Raw genomic sequence first — 17,663 nt, 5'->3', positions numbered from 1 at the left:
GAAGCCCTTCTCAGATCTTAAGCACATCGAGAATCGCATTTCCACGAATCACAGTCAAGCGTCTTAGGCACCAAATTGGTGGATGGTTTTCTTTTGCCTGAGCGAAGGTGACGGCAAATGGAGAGTGGATATGTGACGACGCCCTTTGGGCGGCGGCCGATGTCGCTTGGCATGCTGGCAAGCCAGCAACTGGCCGAGACCATCGAGCCGGGGATGAAACGCAGCAAGTGGAAGCTGTTCAGGGCAATCTGCGAAGCGAGACCGGCGCTCGGCGTGACCGATCGGGCGCTGACGGTGCTCGACGCGCTGTTGACTTTCTATCCCGATGACGAGATTTCCGAGGAAAAAGGCCTGATCGTCTTTCCTTCGAACGCGCAGCTTTCGCTCCGCGCCCGCGGCATGACGCCGGCCACACTCCGGCGGCATCTGGCCGTGCTGGTCGAGGCTGGCCTGATCCTGCGCAAGGACAGCCCGAATGGAAAGCGTTATGCCCGCCGCGACAGGGCTGGCGCCATCGGCGAAGCTTTCGGCTTCAGCGTCGCGCCGCTGCTTGCCCGTGCGGCCGAGATCGAAGGCCTTGCCGCCCAAACGATTGCCGACCGGGAACTGCTGAGAGCAACCCGGGAACGGCTGACGGTTTGTCGGCGAGACATTTCCAAGCTGATTTCAACGGCGATCGAAGAAGCGGTTCCAGGCGACTGGGAGCAGATGACGGTAATGTTTCGTGCGATCGTCGCCAGGATCCCCCGCGTGGCGAGCATCGAAGCGCTGGCATCGCTGCTCGACGAGATGGCCCTGCTGCGGGACGAAGCCGTCAACTTGCTGGAAAGGCAGATTAAAAGACAAAAAATAGACGCCAATGAGTCTCAGATTGAGCGTCACAAACAGAATTCAAACCCCGACTCAACTTATGAACTTGAACCAAGCTTCGAAACGAAGCAGGGCGAAAAGGCAGCGACATACAACGAGGCTATGGCCGAACCGCCGGGTAAGCAAAGGCCGAGGCCACTCAAGCCGTCGGCTGGAATGATTGGCAAGGCAGCTCCGGTGTCAGGCCCAGGTCTGAAATCCTTCCCGCTCGCCCTTGTTCTCCAAGCCTGCCCCCAAATCCTCGACTATGGGCCGGGCGGAACAATCGGCAATTGGCGAGATCTGATGTCCGCCGCGGTCATCGTGCGCTCGATGCTCGGCGTCAGCCCCTCGGCCTATGAGGAGGCTTGCTCCGGCATGGGCCCGGAAAATGCCGCGACCGTCATCGCCTGCATTCTGGAAAGGGGAGGGCATATCAATTCGCCCGGTGGTTATCTCAGAGATCTCACCCGTAGGACCGAAAGAGGCGAGTTCGCGATCGGGCCGATGCTGATGGCGCTCGCGCGGGCAAATGGGCCGACTGCAAGGCGCGCCGGTTAAGGGAGAACCTAATGCCAGCCTGCAATCATCTCTTTACAGCTAACATGTTACTCTGCTACATCAATCCCAATAATTGGGAGGGATATATTTGACCCAGAAGTTCGGGCTGTCAGTCGCTCTCGCCACGCCGTTTGACGGCAATGGCGATATAGCGATTGAGGTTATGATCGCGCAGGCGAGGCGATGCCTTGCTGCCGGATGCTCCAGCGTCACGCTGTTCGGGACGACGGGTGAAGGCTCCTCGATCGGCAGCCGGGAACGCGACCGCGTCTTTGCGGCCTTCCTCGATGCCGGGATCGCGGCGGAAAAGATCATCGTCGGCGTACTGGTCGACGCCGCCGAGGATGCGGCGATGCAGGCCGATCACGCTCTTTCCAAGGGTGTTCGCAATATCCTTCTTGCCCCGCCGTCCTATTTCAAGAACGTCAGCGACGACGGTGTCTTCCAGTGGTTTTCGGCGGTATTCGCCATATTGGGCGACAAGGCGCGGGATATCATCGTCTACAACCTTCCTTCCCTCACCATGGTTCCGCTGACCGTGTCGCTGATCGGAAGGCTGCGGACCGCCTTCCCCAATATCGTCACAGGCGTCAAGGATTCTTCCGGCGACTGGCTGTATACCGAAAGCCTGCTCAAGGCGCATAGCGATCTCATCATCCTGGTGGGTGATGAACGGCATCTCGCCAAGGGCGTGCGGCTCGGCGGCCAGGGGGCAATCTCCGGGATGGCCAATTTTGTGCCCCGCGACGTCAAGCTGATGGCCGAAGAAGGCAAGGACGACCCCCGCATCGAGGGGTTCGTGGCCGAACTGCTGAAATATCCTGTCGTCCCGGCCGTGAAGGCGATGGTGGCACACGTGATGTCGGAGGAGATCTGGCTTGCGGTTCGCCCACCGCTCGGTTCAATATCCGGCGAAGGGCAGGCGCAACTCGTTATGGCTTTCGATAAGCTTTTCCAGTCGAAAGCGACATAGTCGGGCATGCTGCGGGAAGAGGCGATGGACGGAATGGACGAGCAGCCGACGCTGCGGGAAAAGGCGTATGCGAGCTTCACGCGCCATCTTCTTGCGCGTGATGTGCGCCCCGGCCAGTTCGTGTCGCAGCGCCGTCTCGTGGAGCTGACCGGATTGACGCTCGGCGCCATCCGTGAGCTCATCCCCAGGCTTGAAGCCGAGGGGCTGATCAAGACGGTGCCGCAGCGGGGGTTGCAGATCGCTCACATCGATCTCAATCTCATCCGTGAGGCGTTTCAACTGCGCGTGTTCCTGGAGAAGGAGGCGGTGGCGCTCTTCACCCGGTCTGCGTCGGACGAGACGATCGCCGGGCTTTTGAAGCAGCATCGCGATATTGCCGATGCCATTCGAAGCGGCGATGGCTCGCATGAACTGGAACTGCGCGCGCAAGCCGTCGACTGGGGCATGCATGACGCCTTTATCGATGCGCTTGGCAATACCATCATTTCGAATGCCTACCGGGTAAACTCGATCAAGATGCGGCTGATCAGCCAGGATCGGTTTCGCATCGAGGGTCACGTCGGGCCTGTCATGGGCGAGCATCTGAAGGTGCTCGAAGCGATCGAACGACGATCGGCGGAGGACGCCGTCAACAGCCTTGTCGCACACATCAACGGTGCAAGGGATCGTGCGCTGAGGATATAACCGGGAATAATCAGCCGGAGGTGAGGAGACCGCCGGCAAAAAGAGGAGGAATACCATGCCATCTTTTTTGAATACGACGAGACGCGGCTTTCTCGCGGGCACGGCCGCTTTCGGGGCGAGCAGCATACTCGGCCTGCGCTCGGCGTCGGCTGCCGTCGACTGGAAGCGCTTCGCCGGCACCACGCTCGAGGTCAATCTGGTCAAGAGCCCGCGCAGCGAAATACTTCTGAAGTATCTGCCCGAATTCGAGGCGCTCACCGGCATCAAGGTCAACGCCGAAGCGACGCCCGAGCAGCAGCAGCGCCAGAAGACGACCATCGAGCTCAGCTCGGGAAAACCGAGCTTCGACGTCGTGCATATGAGCTATCACGTCCAAAAGCGGCAGTTCGAAAAGGGCGGCTGGCTTGCCGATATCGGCGGTTTCCTCAAGGATCCGGCGCTGACCGACCCATCCCTGACGGAAGGTGATTTCGCCGAAGCCGGCCTCGCCTTCGCCAAGGACGCCGGCGGCGTCCTGCGTTCTCTTCCCTTCTCGGTCGATTACTGGATCATCTACTGGAACAAGGCGCTGTTCGAGAAGAAGGGGCTTTCCTACCCGACGACGTTCGAAGAGCTGGCAAGTGCGGCCGAAGCACTTACCGATCCGTCGACCAACACCTACGGCTTCGTCGCCCGCGGCCTGAAAAACGCCAATACGCCGGTCTGGACATCGCTGCTGCTCGGTTATGGTTCGAGCCCGCTCGGCCCCGATGGCAAGCTGCGCACGACTTCGCCGGAAGCGGTCGATGCCGCCAAGCTTTACCAGAGGCTGATGACCAAGACCGCCCCTCCCGGCGTCTCCGGCTTCAACTGGGCCGAGGCCCAGTCGGCCTTCCTGCAGGGCAAGATCGGCATGTGGCTGGATGGCGTCGGCTTTGCGCCGCCGATCGAAAATCCGGAAAAATCGCGCGTCGTCGGCCAGGTCGGTTACGGCATCATGCCGAAAGGCCCGAAGGCACAGGCTGCCGGTACCTTCGGCGACGGGCTTGGTGTCGTCGCTGCAAGCCAGAAAAAGGAAGCGGCTTACCTCTTCTGCCAATGGGCGATCTCGCATGAGATGGGTGCCCGTCTGCTGCAGGCCGGCGCCGGCGTTCCTTTCCGCCAGTCCGTGCTCGAGGATGCGAAGGTCCGCGAAGGCGTCAAGATGCCCGGCGCATGGCTCGATGCCGTTGTCGGTTCCGGCAAGATCTCGCAGCTGGCGCTGCCGGTCATCATTCCGGTCACCGAATTCCGCGACATCTATGGCGTCGGTCTCACCAACATGATCGGCGGCGCCGATCCGGAAGCCGAACTCAAGGCCGCGACGGCGCAGTTCGAGCCCGTCCTGGCGAAAAGCGAGGGATAATGACCTCGGCAAGCATCGAAACGGCCGCAGCCGCCAAGGCAGCCTCGAAGGCAAGGAGCAACGCGGGTCGCGTTGCTCCCAACTACTGGCCCTTCGTCATCCCGGCGCTGATCGTCATTGCGGCCGTCATCGTTTTTCCATGGGTGTTTACCCTTTGGATGAGCGTCAACAGCTGGACGCTCGGCCAGTCCCAGGTCTTTGCCGGGCTGGACAACTATGCCCGGCTGGCCGTGGACATGCGCTTCTGGGAGTCGCTGTGGCATACGGTGCTCTATACGACGCTCTCCGTGGTGGCGCCGCTTTTCCTGGGAACGCTGGCGGCGCTGATTTTCGATGCACAGTTTCCGCTGCGCGGCCTTCTGCGCGGCATATTCGTGATGCCGATGATGGCGACACCGGTCGCCATCGCCCTGGTCTGGACCATGATGTTCCATCCGCAGCTCGGCGTGCTCAATTATCTTCTTTCCTTCATCGGCATCGGTCCGCAGGAGTGGATCTACAATCAGGGCAGCGTCATCCCGTCGCTGGTGCTGGTCGAGACCTGGCAATGGACGCCGCTTATCATGCTGATCGTGCTCGGCGGCCTGGCGGCGGTTCCGCGCGAGCCCTATGAAAGTGCCGAGATCGACGGCGCCAATGTCTGGCAGAAATTCCGCTATCTGACGCTGCCGATGATCGCACCCTTCCTGATGATCGCCGTGATTATCCGCAGCATCGATGCGGTCAAAAGCTTCGACATCATCTATGCCATGACTCAGGGCGGCCCGGGCACGGCGTCGGAAACGATCAATATCTATCTCTACAACACCGCTTTCGCCTATTACGATATCGGATATGGCTCGGCCATGGCGGTGGTGTTCTTCATCCTCATCGTGCTGCTTTCCTTCGTCCTTCTGATGCTGCGGCAGCGTGCGAACTGGTCCGATGGGGAGGCTCGCTGATGAAACGCAAGACACTCGATCGCATCGGACTGCTGTTCGTTGCCCTGGTGATGATCTCGCCGGTCGTCCTGTTCTTCCTCTGGATGATCTCGCTGTCGCTGAAATATGAGATCGACAACGGCGCCTATCCGCCGATCTTTATTCCGGAGCGTTTCGCCTGGACGAATTATGTGAAGGTTTTCGAGGAGAACAACTTCTTCCTCTATCTGTGGAATTCGGTGCTGGTGACCGGTGCCGCCACGCTTCTGGCGCTGCTGATCGGCGTGCCCGCCGGTTACGGCATCGCACGGCTAAAGGCCGAGAAGTCGGCGATGGTCATCATGATCGCGCGCATGACGCCCGGCCTTTCCTTCCTCATTCCGCTTTTCCTGCTGTTCCAGTGGCTCAACCTGCTCGGCACGCTGGTGCCGCAGATCATCATTCATCTCGTCGTCACCGTGCCGATCGTCGTCTGGATCATGATCGGCTATTTCGAAACGACGCCGATGGAGTTGGAAGAGGCTGCGAGCATCGACGGCGCGACGCCCTGGCAGATTTTCCGCCTGGTTGCTTTGCCGATCGCCAAACCCGGCATTGTCGTCGCCTTCATCCTGTCGGTCATCTTCTCCTGGAATAATTTCGTCTTCGGCATCGTGCTCGCCAGCCGCGAGACGCGCACGCTTCCGGTCGCGGTCTACAATATGCTTTCGTTCGAACAGGTCAGTTGGGGGCCGCTTGCCGCTGCGGCGCTGATCGTCACTCTGCCGGTGCTGATCTTGACGGTGTTTGCGCAACGGCAGATCGTAGCGGGACTGACGGCCGGAGCCGTCAAGTGAGCAACTGAGACGACGGTTTTAACGACGTCTCCTGCCTTCGACCCGCCTGCCTGATCAGGATGATTTTAGGCTCGGTTGGCCTAAAATCTGAATCCTGTTCTCAATTAAAGAGTTAGAGCATGATGCCGTCCGAAAACCGCTCATACTTTTCGGCATCATGCTCTCCGCCGCGCAGCGTTTTGTGCGTCGGCGCTGCGGTGCTGGACACGCTGTTTCGTGTGCGCGCGCTGCCGACCGGCCAGGGAAAAATTCTCCCCTACGATATGCTGCAGGTCGCCGAAGGCATGGCGTCGAGCGCGGCCTTTGCGGTCGCTCGGCTGGGTGGCAATGCCAGCCTCTGGGGTGCGGTCGGGGATGATGCCACCGGCGTACGCATCATTGCCGACCTCGGCAACAGTGGTATCCATACGAGCGGCATGGTCCGTGTGGCAGGCGCCCGCTCGGCCGTCTCGACGATCCTTGTCGATGATCAGGGCGAGCGCTTGATCGTGCCCTTTTACGATGCTGCCCTGCACGAGACGGTCAAGCCGGTGACAAAACAGGACGTGTCTGCTTTCGATGCGGTTCTGGTCGACGTCCGCTGGCCGAAGCTGGCATTGCGGACGCTGCTCGCAGCCGGAGAGGCGGGCAAGCCGGCCATTCTCGATGGCGACGTTGCCGGCGACGGCGTGATCGAGATGCTGGCGCCGGCGGCCAGCCACATCGTGTTCTCGCAGCCGGCCGCCGAGCGCCTGACCGGAACCGCCGAGCCGGCGAAGGCCGTCGGCCTTTTGAAGCGAAAGTTCGAGCACGCCTTTATCAGCGTCACATCAGGGGAAAACGGTTCGTTCTGGTTCGACGACCGAGCCGGCGAAGTCTTCCATCTTGCTGCTCCCATGGTGAGGGCCGTTGATACGCTCGCGGCAGGCGATATTTTCCATGGAGCTTTCGCTCTGGCCATCGCAGAAGGCGCGCCGATCGCCGAGACGATGCGCTTCTCGTCCATGGCGGCGGCGCTCAAATGCCAAGTCTTCGGCGGCCGTATCGGCGCGCCCAGCAGAGCGGAGGTCTGCGATGCGCTGCGGGGCTGGGACGCGCCGGCGACCTAGATGAGAGATCGCTAATGCCTGTCGCCCGGCAGTGTGAAGCGGCTTAGAAGAAGTCCGAGAGCCAATAACACAGCGCTGAAATGGTCGCGGCGGCCGGGAGTGTGACGACCCAGGCAATAACGATATTGCCGGCCAAGCCCCAGCGAACGGCTGACAGCCGGCGGGCGGCACCCACGCCGATGATGGCGCCGGTGATCGTGTGCGTCGTCGAGACCGGGATGCCCAGCCAGGTTGCGCCGAACAGCGTCAAGGCTCCGCCGGTTTCGGCACAGAAGCCCTGCATTGGGTTGAGCCGCGTGATCTTCGATCCCATGGTATGGACGATCCGCCAGCCGCCGCAAAGCGTCCCGAGCGCCATTGCGCTCTGGCATGAGAGAACGACCCAGAGCGGCACATGGAAGCCGCCGGCCAGATATCCCTGCGAATAGAGCAACACGGCAATGATGCCCATCGTCTTTTGAGCGTCGTTGCCGCCGTGGCCGAGGGAATAGAGGGAGGCGGAGACAAACTGCAAGATCCGGAATGTCCGATCGACAGCGAAAGGCGTCTGCCGCACGAAGATCCACGAGACGATCAGGATGAGCAGCAGTGCAAGGAAAAATCCGATCGCCGGCGACATCACGATGGCGCCGGCCGTTTTCAACAATCCGCTCCAGACGATCGAACTGAAACCTGTCTTCATCAGACCGGCACCGACCAACCCGCCGACCAGCGCATGCGATGAGCTCGAAGGGATACCGAAGACCCAGGTGACGATGTTCCAGACGATCGCGCCCACCAGCGCCGCGAAGATGACCTGCGGCGTGACGATGGCCGGATCGATAATGCCGGTCCCGAGCGTTTCTGCGACGTGCAGACCAAAGAATAAGAAGGCGATAAAATTGAAGAAAGCCGCCCAAAACACCGCATATTGCGGGCGCAGCACCCGTGTCGACACGATCGTGGCGATAGAATTGGCGGCATCGTGCAGGCCGTTGAGAAAATCAAAGAAGAGGGCAACAGCCACGAGCGCGGCAAGAAGGGGAAGGGCGAGGGTGGCTTCCATCAAACGTTCTCGATGACGATGCCACTGATTTCATTGGCGACATCCTCGAAACGGTCGACGACCTTCTCAAGCTCGCCATAGATCTCGCTGCCGATAAGATAAGCCATCGCATTTGAGGCGCCGTGGCGGCGGAAAAGATCCTTCAGGCCCTGCTCGTGCAACTCGTCGGACCGGCCCTCGACGCGTGTCACTTCTTCCGCGAGCGCGGACAGACGCGGAGCGTTGGTGCTGATCCGGTCGAGAAGAGGAAGGGCTTCGGCTATCAGATGTGCCGCCTGGACGATCGTCTTTCCCATTTCCTGCATCACAGGGTCGAAGCTTTTCTGCTCGAACAGCCGGATGGTCTTCACGGTTTTCTGCATCATGTCGATCGCATCGTCCATCGACTGGATGAGATCCTTGATATCGCCGCGATCGAAGGGCGTAACAAAACTGCGGCGCACGGCAAGCAGCACTTGGCGGGTAATCTCGTCCGCTTCATCCTCCAATTGAACGATCCGGGCGCAATGGCCTTCGATGTCCGTGCCGCTCAAAAGTTCGTTGAGCGCTTCGGCCGCACCGACGACGGTTTTTGAGTGTTGAGCGAAGAGATCGAAGAATCGATCTTCGCGCGGCATGAGTTTTCGAAACCAGCTTAACATCGGCACTCCATGGACTGTCACAAAATCGTCATAAAGCACGATGGCTGCCATGGAAAGCCGCGAGACCGGAGAAGGGAAGTCATTGACAGAAATCGCAATCCGTCGATTGCGCTGTCCTGCTGCTTTCGGGCAAATGTTCATTTGAACATTTCATTATTGCAAAGTGAACTATGGCTGTTACCATTGCCGGACGTCTGGAGCGGGAGGCTGCGGACCGAAAGCAATGGGAGTGAAGATGAACAAGATCGCTTTTTTCCTGTCCGCAGGATTGACCAGCCTGTCCTTATCCGTCCCGGCCATGGCCGCCACGAAGATCCAGTGGTGGCATGCGATGGGCGGCGAGAATGGCGCGAAGCTTGAACAGATCGCCAAAGGCTTCAACGCATCTCAGTCCGAGTATGAGATCGTGCCGGTCTATAAGGGCACCTATGACGAGACGCTGACCGGCGCGATCGCTGCGTTTCGTGCCAAGCAGCAGCCGGCAATCGTCCAGGTCTATGAAGTCGGCACCGGCACGATGATGGCCGCACAGGGTGCGGTCTATCCGGTTTACCAGCTGATGAAAGACGAAGGCGAGGCCTGGGACCAGAGCAAATTCATCGCGCCGGTCGTCGGTTATTACTCGGACACCAGCGGCAATGTCCTATCGCTGCCCTTCAATTCCTCGACGCCGATCATGTATTACAACAAGGACGTCTTCAAGAAGGCCGGGCTCGATCCGGAAACGCCGCCGAAAACATGGGCGGAGGTGGAATCCTTCTCGTGGACCATCATGAAATCGGGTGCGGCCAAATGCGGCTTCACCAGCGCCTGGATCTCCTGGATCCAGACCGAAAATCTCAATGCCCTGCATGACAAGCCCTATTCCACCAAGGCCAACGGCTTTGGTGGCCTGGACGCCGAATTCACCTTCAACAACGATTTGACGATCCGCCATTGGGACAATTTGAAGAAGTGGCAGGAGGAAGGTCTGTTCAAATTCGGCGGGCCTGTCGGCGGCGACAACGCGCCTCCGATGTTCTATTCGCAGGAATGCGCGATGTATATGAACTCGTCGGCCGGCCGGGCCGGCGTCATCAATAACGCCAAAGGCTTCAAGGTCGGTTTTGCGCCGCTTCCTTTCTACGATGACGTCATCAAGCAGCCGCTCAATTCGATCATCGGCGGCGCCACCCTCTGGACGCTGAAAGGTCGTCCGGAAGAGGAATACAAGGGTGTGGCGAAATTCTTCACCTACCTGCAGAAGCCGGAAGTTCAGGCCGACTGGCATCAGTTCTCCGGCTACCTGCCGATCACCGAAGCTGCCTATAAGCTCGGCCAGGACCAGGGCTATTATGAGAAAAACCCCGGCGCCGACATCGGCATCAAACAGCTGACGCGGGTGACGCCCACCGACAATTCCAAGGGCATCCGCTTCGGCAATTACGTCCAGGTGCGCGGCATCATCGACGATGAGTTTGCCGCTTTGCTGGGTGGAAAGAAGACGGCGAAGGAAGCGGTCGATTCCGTCGTCGCACGCGGCAACGAACAGCTTCGCGATTTCGAGTCCGCCAACTAATGGGCACCGCGACGGGGGCTGGCGAAAGACCGGCCCCCGTTTCCCATCCGTCAGTGTGAGGGCTCATGCAAACCAAACGGACCGTATTTCCCAACAAGTTTTTGCCTTACCTGCTCATTGCTCCCCAGATTTTCGTGACCGTGGTATTCTTTCTCTGGCCTGCGGCAACGGCCTTCTGGCAATCCTTCCTGCGCGAGGATGCCTTCGGTTTCAAAACGAACTTCGTCTGGTTCGAAAACTACCGGCGGCTTTTCGCCGATCCGATCTATATCAATGCCTTCGGCCACACGCTGATCTTCGCCATTCTGGTGACGGTGCTGTCGACGTCGATCGCGCTGCTCCTGGCGGCCGCGGCAATGCGCGTGCTCCGCACCTCCCGAATTTATTCGACCCTGCTGATTTGGCCCTATGCCGTCGCCCCGGCGATTGCCGGTATTCTCTGGTGGTTCATGTTCAATCCGTCGATCGGCATCGTCGCCTATATGCTGCGGTCGATGGGCGTCGATTGGAACCATCTGATCAATCCCGGCGATGCGATGATCCTGATCGTGATCGCCGCCACCTGGAAACAGATATCCTATAACTTCCTGTTTTTCCTGGCGGCGCTGCAATCCGTGCCCCGCTCGCTTCAGGAAGCCGGCGCCATCGATGGGGCCGGGCCTACCAAGCGTTTCTGGACGATCGTCTTCCCGCTGATCTCGCCGACGACCTTCTATCTGATCGTCATCAATATCGTTTACGCGATGTTCGATACGTTCGGCATCGTTCATGCCACCACCCAGGGCGGGCCGGCGCGCGCAACCGAGATCCTGGTCTACAAGGTCTATTTCGACGGTTTCATCGGGCTGAATCTAGGCTCGTCGGCGGCGCAGTCCGTCATTCTGATGGTGATCGTCATCGCCCTGACGGCGGTGCAGTTCCGCTTCATCGAACGCCGCGTGCAATATTGAGGGAGCCCGAGGATGGTTGAAAATCGCCCTTTTCTAAATTTCCTGGCCCATCTTGTGCTGATCCTCGGTGTCACGATCGTGGTGTTTCCCGTTTACGTCGCTTTCATCGCATCGAGCCACGGGCCCAATGACTTCTTGTCGGGCGTCGTGCCGCTGACCCCGGGAAGCCACATCATCGAGAACTATTCGACGATGCTGTCGTCGGGAATGACAAGCTCGGGAGCGCCGCCGATCGGGCCGATGATGATCAACTCGCTGATCATGGCGGTCGGCGTCGCCGTTGGGAAGATCGCCATCTCGATCCTTTCGGCCTTTGCCATCGTCTATTTCCGGTTTCCGTTCCGGACCCTGGCATTCTGGATGATCTTCATCACGCTGATGCTGCCGGTCGAGGTGCGCATCGTGCCGACCTACAAGGTCGTCGCCGACCTCGGAATGCTGAACAATTACGGCGGCCTCATCATTCCGTTGATGGCCTCGGCAACGGCGACCTTCCTGTTTCGCCAGTTCTTTCTGACGGTGCCCGACGAATTGATGGAGGCCGCGCGTGTCGACGGGGCAGGGCCGATGAAGTTCTTCCGCGATATTCTGCTGCCGCTGTCGATCACCAATATCGCCGCCCTGTTCATCATCCTCTTCGTGCTCGGCTGGAACCAGTATCTCTGGCCGCTCATCATCACCACCGATCAGAGCTTCTATACCGTCGTCATGGGAATTCAGCGCATGGCAGCGGTTGCCGATGCAGTGCCGCGCTGGAACCTCGTGATGGCAGCGGTCATTCTGGCCGCCCTGCCACCCGTCCTCGTCATCGTCGCCATGCAACGCCTTTTTGTCAAAGGCCTGGTCGAAACGGAGAAATGAAATGGCCACGATCAATATCATCGACGTCAAGAAGAACTATGGTGCCGTTCCGGCTGTCAAAGGCATCAACCTGTCGGTCGCAGATGGCGAACTGATCGTGCTCGTCGGACCCTCCGGCTGCGGCAAATCAACCCTGCTTCGCATGGTCGCCGGGCTGGAAACGATCAGCGAAGGCGATGTCGAGATTGCCGGCCGCAATGTCAACAAGGCGGAGCCGGCCGACCGCGACATTGCGATGGTCTTTCAAAATTATGCGCTTTATCCGCATATGACCGTGCGCGGAAATCTCGAATATGGTTTGAAAAACCGCGGCACCGAACGGGCGGAAATCAACCGCCGCGTGGCGGAGGCCGCCGAGATCCTCGAAATCGGACCGATGTTGGATCGCAAGCCGCGCGAACTCTCGGGAGGACAGCGCCAGCGTGTGGCGATGGGACGCGCCATCGTCCGCGAGCCGGCCGCCTTTCTGTTCGACGAGCCGCTCTCCAATCTCGATGCCAAATTGCGGGTGCAGATGCGCGTCGAAATTCGCCGGCTGCAACGGCGTCTGAAGACCACCAGCATCTACGTCACGCACGACCAGCTTGAAGCGATGACCCTTGCAGACCGGCTGGTGGTGATGAACGGCGGGCTTGTCGAACAGGTCGGCACGCCGGTGGCGGTCTACGATCGACCGGCAAGTTTGTTTGTCGCCAGCTTCATCGGCTCGCCGCCTATGAACCTTGTGCCGGTCGACGTGCTCAGGGCCGCCGACAGGGCAGGCACCCTGGCATTGCCTGCCGGCACCGACATGGTCGGCCTTCGCCCCGACGCGTTGCTCGTCACCGAGCCGGCAGAGCCGACCGTTCGCCTGAATGCGACGGTCGAGCTGCTCGAGCCGATCGGCGGAGAAAGCCATCTGCATGTGCGATTGGGTGAGAGCCAGCGGACAGTCGTCCTGACGGTACCGGGCCGCCCGGACTTTGCCGAGAATGCGAATATCGACGTTTTCGCCCGTGTTGACGCGATGCACCCTTTTAACAGCAAGACCGGAAAACGCACGGATTGACGCGGGATTTTTATTTCTTCATCCAGCAGAAGACGACGAAAGAGATGAGACGATGACGACCGTAGAGCCGCGATCGGGCCCGCCACGCAGTGAAATTCAGGCGCATCGGGGCGCCTCTGCCGTGGCGCCCGAAAATACCGTTGCTGCCTTTCGGGCAGCCGCCGAACAAGGCGCGGAATGGGTAGAACTCGACGTTGCCCTTCTTGGCGATGGCACCCCGGTGGTGATCCACGATGTTTCAATCGATCGCTGTTCGTCGTCAAAGGGAAATCTTGCCGACCTCACGGCATCGGAGCTCAAGGCCATCGACGCCGGCGAATGGTTCGGCCCGCAATTCAAGGGCGAACCGCTGCCGACGCTGGCGCGGGTCGTCTCGGCCCTCGGCGAATTTGGCCTCAACGCCAATGTCGAGATCAAGCAGCATGCCCATCACAAATCGCTCGACCAGCTGGTCAATGTCGTCGATCAGCATCTGAAGGCACGGGCACCGCACACCAGGATCATGATCTCGAGCTTTGATGCCGCTGCGCTGAAAGGAATGCATGCGCTCGATCCAGGTTACGAGCTCGCCATGCTGTGGAGCAAGGTGCCCGCGGATTGGCTGGATATCCTTCGGTCGATCCCGGCAACGACCATCCATCTTGACTATAAGGCTCTCAGTATCGGGTTTCTCGAAGAGGCCGTTCGTTGCGGCATCAAGGTGCGGGCGTGGACCTGCAACGACCCAAGGCGGCTCGCATCTTTCTGGGACGCGGGTTTGACCGGCGTGATAACAGACGACCCCAGTGTCTACCTCACCTAAGGAGCGGCGATGGGGCAGCGGATCATATCGAGCCGACAACGCGAAATCCTTGCGCTGATCGAGACCGAAGGTGTTCAGTACATCGAGGAGCTGGCACGTCGATACGATCTGACGACGCAGACCATTCGGCGCGATATCAATGCCTTATGCGATCTGGGGCATGCGCGCCGCTTCCATGGCGGCGTCGACCTGCCGGTCGAGGGCAGCAACATCTCGCTCAATGCCCGCGCCCAGCTCAACCGGCGGGCCAAGCGGCTTATCGCAAAACGCGTCGCCGCCGACATCGGGGCGGAGGCGACCGTGTTTCTCGGCATCGGCAGTACGGTGCAATTCGTTGCCGACGCGTTGCGCGATCACCAGGGTCTGACGGTGATCACGAACAACATCCATGTCGCCTTGAGCCTGTGCGACGCCCCGAGTGTCGAGGTCCATTTGACCGGGGGTCTTTTGCGACACGATGACCGCGACGTGGTCGGCACGGATGTGATCCGGTTCGTCGAAAAATTCTATGCAACCCACGCCGTGGTCGGCGCAGGCGCTCTGAGCCCGCTCACCGGCCTGATGGATTTCAGCTACAGCGAAGCCCAGATCACCAATGCGCTTCTTGAAAATTCACAAACGCAGATCCTCGCCGCAGACGTCAGCAAGTGGACGCGCACCGCCTCCGTGCGGGTTGCGCCGTTCAGCAAACTCACCCGTTTCTACACGGATCGGCTGCCCGGCGAAGCGTCGGCCGCCAATGCCCTCGCCGAAAGCGGGTTGGACGTGGTGACATGCAGCGAGGAGACGACATGAGCTACGTCGACCTGGCGCCATCGGCGCGGGAGCTGCAGGACGTGCGCTACCTGTTCACCGACATCGACGATACGCTGACGACAGAGGGCAAACTTCTGCCGCAGACCTATGAGGCTCTGTGGGATCTCAGCCGGGCCGGCATTGCCGTCGTGCCGGTCACGGGCGGCTCAGCCGGCTGGTGCGAACATATCGTCCGCGCCTGGCCGGTGACCGCCGTCATCGGCGAAAGCGGCGCATATTGCGTCACCCGCCGGGATGGCGACGTCGTCTTCGATTATTGGGAGGATGGCGTCCTGCAGGGCGAGCGCCAACGCCGGCACCTGCAGGCGATCAGAGCGCTGATCACGCAAAAGCGCAGGCCGTTCAGGATCGCCCACGACCAGGTCTTCCGGCTGGCGGATGTCGCAATCGACATACAGGGTCACGATCCGCACGAGGTCGAGGATCTGGCGTCCAGCATCAGGGCTATGGGCGGAACGGTGGCGATCAGCTCCATCCATATCAACACCTGGATCGGCGACTACAACAAGAGATCGATGAGCGAGCGGGTTCTGACCGGCCTGTTTGGAGTCGATCCGACTGAGACGCCCACCGTGACCGCCTTCGTCGGCGACTCTCGAAACGACGCGCCGATGTTCGGCTTTATCCGCAATTCCTTCGGGGTCAACAATATCATCCCGGTCCTGCCGCACCTGCAGTTCGCGCCGAAGTGGGTCTCCTCGCAGCCCGCCGGACTTGGCTTTGCCGATATTGCCCGCTCGATCCTGCACGCGGTCGGCGAAGCTCCGCAATAATCCGTGGCGGATATCAATGCTTAAGACGAATTGGTCCTCCCTCAGCTTTTGACCGAGCCGGCGGTCATGCCTGCTAGGAAATAGCGTTGGGCAACCAGGTACAGCACCAGCAGGGGGAGGGAGCCGAGCACGCTCATCGCCATCATTTCATTCCACTCGAAAGCGTGCTGGCCCATCAGCAGCTGGATGCCGATCGGAACGGTTCTGAGATCCATCGACTTTGTCAGCGTCAGGGCGAAGAGGAATTCGTTCCACGCCAGGAGAAAGGTGTAGACCGCGGTGGCGACGATCCCGGGGATGGAGACGGGCACGATGACACGCCAAAGCGCTGTCCAGCTCGAGCCGCCATCGACAAGCACGGCCTCATCCAGCTCTTTCGGCAAGGTGTTGAGATAGCCCGTCATCAGCAGGACTGCGTAAGGCAGTGTGAAGACCATGTAGGTGAGGATCAGTGCCAGATAGGTGTCGAAGATCCTGAAGGCAACGACCATGCCGAAATAGGGGATGAGAAGCGTGATCGGTGGAACGGTCTGGGTGCTGATGATGAAGATGTTCAAGGTGTTCTTGAAGCGGAACGAATAGCGGCTGAAGCCGTAGGCGGTCAGGATGGCGATGACGAGGGTCAGGCAGGTGACGACGCCGGCGACGAAGTAGCTGTTGATGAAGAACCGCACCTTCACCGGATCGTTGAAGATCGTCAGATAGGCGGCCACGGTGAAATCCTGCGGCAGAAGCCGCGGCGGAAGGGCGAAGATTTCCGTGTTCGATTTCAGCGAGCTGAAAAACATCCAGACGATCGGGAAGGTCGAAAAGACCAGGCCGACCGCCAGCCCGAGATAGGTCAGGATGGTCGGCAGGGCCGAGTTCTTGGAACGCTTTGCCATGGCGGTCACCTGCGCTGCTGGTGTTTGATGTAGAAGTAGGTGACGCTCATCGAAATGATGAGGATGATCATCGCACTCGCCGAAGCCAGCGAAAATTCATACTGGGAGAAGGCGAGCTTGTAGGTGAAGGTGGACAGCACCTCCGTCGAATAGATCGGGCCGCCGCCCGTCGTCATCCAGACGAGCGGAAAAACCTGCATCGTCCAGATGAAGTCGAGAAGCGCAATGCTGATGATGATCGGCATCAGCTGCGGAATGGTGATGTACCAGAATTTTTCCAGTTCATTGGCGCCGTCGATCCCGGCCGCCTCGTAAAGCTCCTTCGAAATGCCCTGGAGGCGGCGAGCAGGCTGACCATGTAAAGCGGATAACCCGCCCAGATGTTGGCAAAGGTCAGGGCGTGAATGGCGGTGTGGGTCGAGGAGAACCACTCGACCTTGAAATTGATGATATGGAGCGCCATCAGCACGCTGTTGACGACGCCGTTCGGGTCGAGCAGCAGGCGCCAGATGATGGCGATGATGACGGCCGTGAACAGCCACGGCAGGATGAAGAGCACACGCAGGATGCTCCTGATCAGTGGATCGACGCGGTTGGTGTTCAACAGGAGCGCGAAGGCGAGACCGATGATGAAGTGGAAGACGACGCTCATGATCGTAAAATACATCGTCTGGCCGACCGATTGCCAGAAGACCGGATTTTCGAAGATGGTCAGGTAATTCTGGACGCCGGCGAATGCAGCGTCCTTTTTCATGATGGCGCCGTCCATCAGTGAATATTTGAAGACCATCACCATGGGGAACAGCATCAGCAGAACCAGCAAAAAGGTCGCCGGCGACACGTAGAAATACGGCACCAGTTTCCTCAAGGTGCTGTAACGAAGCCATCTTTTCTTCCGCGCGTTGACTTGCGCAGCGACCAGAGCCGGAGCGGAATGATTCATGAGCTGTGACTTCCCATTCTGCCGAGATTGACGACTTACGCCGGCAG

The 17,663-nt window shown here is 59.7% G+C and carries 17 protein-coding genes and 1 pseudogene; 14 read left to right on the top strand and 4 right to left on the bottom strand.

The genetic code is table 11. The annotated features are described in order from the left end of the window. Positions 1-117: 117 nt before the first annotated feature. The 7 genes from repC to ATY75_RS00165 all read left to right on the top strand — a co-directional run bounded on the left by repC (position 118) and on the right by ATY75_RS00165 (position 7,295). A complete protein-coding gene (repC, locus tag ATY75_RS00195) occupies positions 118-1,410 on the top strand; it encodes a plasmid replication protein RepC (RefSeq protein ID WP_088935972.1) in 1,293 nt (430 codons plus the stop codon). An 88-nt stretch (positions 1,411-1,498) separates the two neighbouring features. Continuing rightward, positions 1,499-2,383, top strand: coding sequence for a dihydrodipicolinate synthase family protein (locus ATY75_RS00190; RefSeq protein WP_088935971.1), 885 nt, complete (start codon positions 1,499-1,501; stop codon positions 2,381-2,383). 24 nt (positions 2,384-2,407) lie between these two features. Further along, complete coding sequence (locus ATY75_RS00185) at positions 2,408-3,067, top strand: GntR family transcriptional regulator (protein ID WP_041672083.1); 660 nt, start codon at positions 2,408-2,410, stop codon at positions 3,065-3,067. Positions 3,068-3,122: 55 nt separating this feature from the next. Further along, positions 3,123-4,451 (top strand): sugar ABC transporter substrate-binding protein, encoded by a 1,329-nt coding sequence (locus ATY75_RS00180; RefSeq protein ID WP_088935970.1) that lies wholly within the window; start codon positions 3,123-3,125, stop codon positions 4,449-4,451. Further along, positions 4,451-5,392, top strand: a complete 942-nt coding sequence (locus ATY75_RS00175) for a sugar ABC transporter permease (RefSeq protein ID WP_088935969.1) — start codon at positions 4,451-4,453, stop codon at positions 5,390-5,392. Before ATY75_RS00180 ends, ATY75_RS00175 begins: the two co-directional genes overlap by 1 nt. Then, positions 5,392-6,207 carry a carbohydrate ABC transporter permease gene (locus ATY75_RS00170; protein WP_088935968.1) on the top strand — a complete coding sequence of 272 codons (816 nt, stop codon included), beginning with the start codon at positions 5,392-5,394 and terminating at the stop codon, positions 6,205-6,207. Before ATY75_RS00175 ends, ATY75_RS00170 begins: the two co-directional genes overlap by 1 nt. A gap of 122 nt (positions 6,208-6,329) precedes the next feature. Next, positions 6,330-7,295 carry a sugar kinase gene (locus ATY75_RS00165; RefSeq protein WP_088936228.1) on the top strand — a complete coding sequence of 322 codons (966 nt, stop codon included), beginning with the start codon at positions 6,330-6,332 and terminating at the stop codon, positions 7,293-7,295. Between the two features lie 43 nt (positions 7,296-7,338). On the opposite strand, the gene ATY75_RS00160 is transcribed toward ATY75_RS00165, so the two are convergent. Continuing rightward, positions 7,339-8,340, bottom strand: coding sequence for an inorganic phosphate transporter (locus ATY75_RS00160; protein WP_088935967.1), 1,002 nt, complete (start codon positions 8,338-8,340; stop codon positions 7,339-7,341). Next, positions 8,340-8,981, bottom strand: coding sequence for a DUF47 family protein (locus ATY75_RS00155; protein ID WP_088936227.1), 642 nt, complete (start codon positions 8,979-8,981; stop codon positions 8,340-8,342). The genes ATY75_RS00160 and ATY75_RS00155 overlap by 1 nt, the downstream gene beginning before the upstream one ends. Before the next feature lie 235 nt (positions 8,982-9,216). On the opposite strand from ATY75_RS00155, the gene ugpB reads away from it, so the two are divergent. The 7 genes from ugpB (at position 9,217) to ATY75_RS00120 (ending at position 15,789) form a co-directional block, all read left to right on the top strand. Beyond that, positions 9,217-10,539 (top strand): sn-glycerol-3-phosphate ABC transporter substrate-binding protein UgpB, encoded by a 1,323-nt coding sequence (ugpB, locus tag ATY75_RS00150; protein WP_088936226.1) that lies wholly within the window; start codon positions 9,217-9,219, stop codon positions 10,537-10,539. Between the two features lie 65 nt (positions 10,540-10,604). Further along, positions 10,605-11,489 carry a sn-glycerol-3-phosphate ABC transporter permease UgpA gene (ugpA, locus tag ATY75_RS00145; protein WP_088935966.1) on the top strand — a complete coding sequence of 295 codons (885 nt, stop codon included), beginning with the start codon at positions 10,605-10,607 and terminating at the stop codon, positions 11,487-11,489. Positions 11,490-11,501: 12 nt separating this feature from the next. Then, complete coding sequence (gene ugpE, locus ATY75_RS00140; RefSeq protein WP_088935965.1) at positions 11,502-12,350, top strand: sn-glycerol-3-phosphate ABC transporter permease UgpE; 849 nt, start codon at positions 11,502-11,504, stop codon at positions 12,348-12,350. Between the two features lies 1 nt (position 12,351). After that, positions 12,352-13,398: a sn-glycerol-3-phosphate import ATP-binding protein UgpC gene (locus tag ATY75_RS00135; RefSeq protein ID WP_088935964.1), complete on the top strand. Its 1,047-nt coding sequence runs from the start codon at positions 12,352-12,354 to the stop codon at positions 13,396-13,398. A 52-nt stretch (positions 13,399-13,450) separates the two neighbouring features. Beyond that, positions 13,451-14,200 carry a glycerophosphoryl diester phosphodiesterase gene (locus ATY75_RS00130; RefSeq protein WP_088935963.1) on the top strand — a complete coding sequence of 250 codons (750 nt, stop codon included), beginning with the start codon at positions 13,451-13,453 and terminating at the stop codon, positions 14,198-14,200. Positions 14,201-14,209: 9 nt separating this feature from the next. Then, positions 14,210-14,995, top strand: a complete 786-nt coding sequence (locus ATY75_RS00125) for a DeoR/GlpR family DNA-binding transcription regulator (protein ID WP_088935962.1) — start codon at positions 14,210-14,212, stop codon at positions 14,993-14,995. Further along, complete coding sequence (locus tag ATY75_RS00120; protein ID WP_088935961.1) at positions 14,992-15,789, top strand: HAD-IIB family hydrolase; 798 nt, start codon at positions 14,992-14,994, stop codon at positions 15,787-15,789. The genes ATY75_RS00125 and ATY75_RS00120 overlap by 4 nt, the downstream gene beginning before the upstream one ends. A 41-nt stretch (positions 15,790-15,830) precedes the next feature. Here ATY75_RS00120 and ATY75_RS00115 read toward each other — a convergent pair whose 3' ends face one another. Further along, positions 15,831-16,673, bottom strand: a complete 843-nt coding sequence (locus ATY75_RS00115; protein WP_088935960.1) for a carbohydrate ABC transporter permease — start codon at positions 16,671-16,673, stop codon at positions 15,831-15,833. A 5-nt stretch (positions 16,674-16,678) separates the two neighbouring features. Continuing rightward, positions 16,679-17,616 (bottom strand): annotated as a pseudogene (locus ATY75_RS00110) (sugar ABC transporter permease). Positions 17,617-17,663 lie beyond the last annotated feature (47 nt).

The sequence above is a fragment of the Rhizobium sp. N122 genome (genome assembly GCF_002211295.1).
Lineage (GTDB): Bacteria > Pseudomonadota > Alphaproteobacteria > Rhizobiales > Rhizobiaceae > Rhizobium.
The sequence above is the reverse complement of the archived record's forward strand: the minus strand, read 5'-3'. Positions and strand labels throughout refer to the sequence as shown.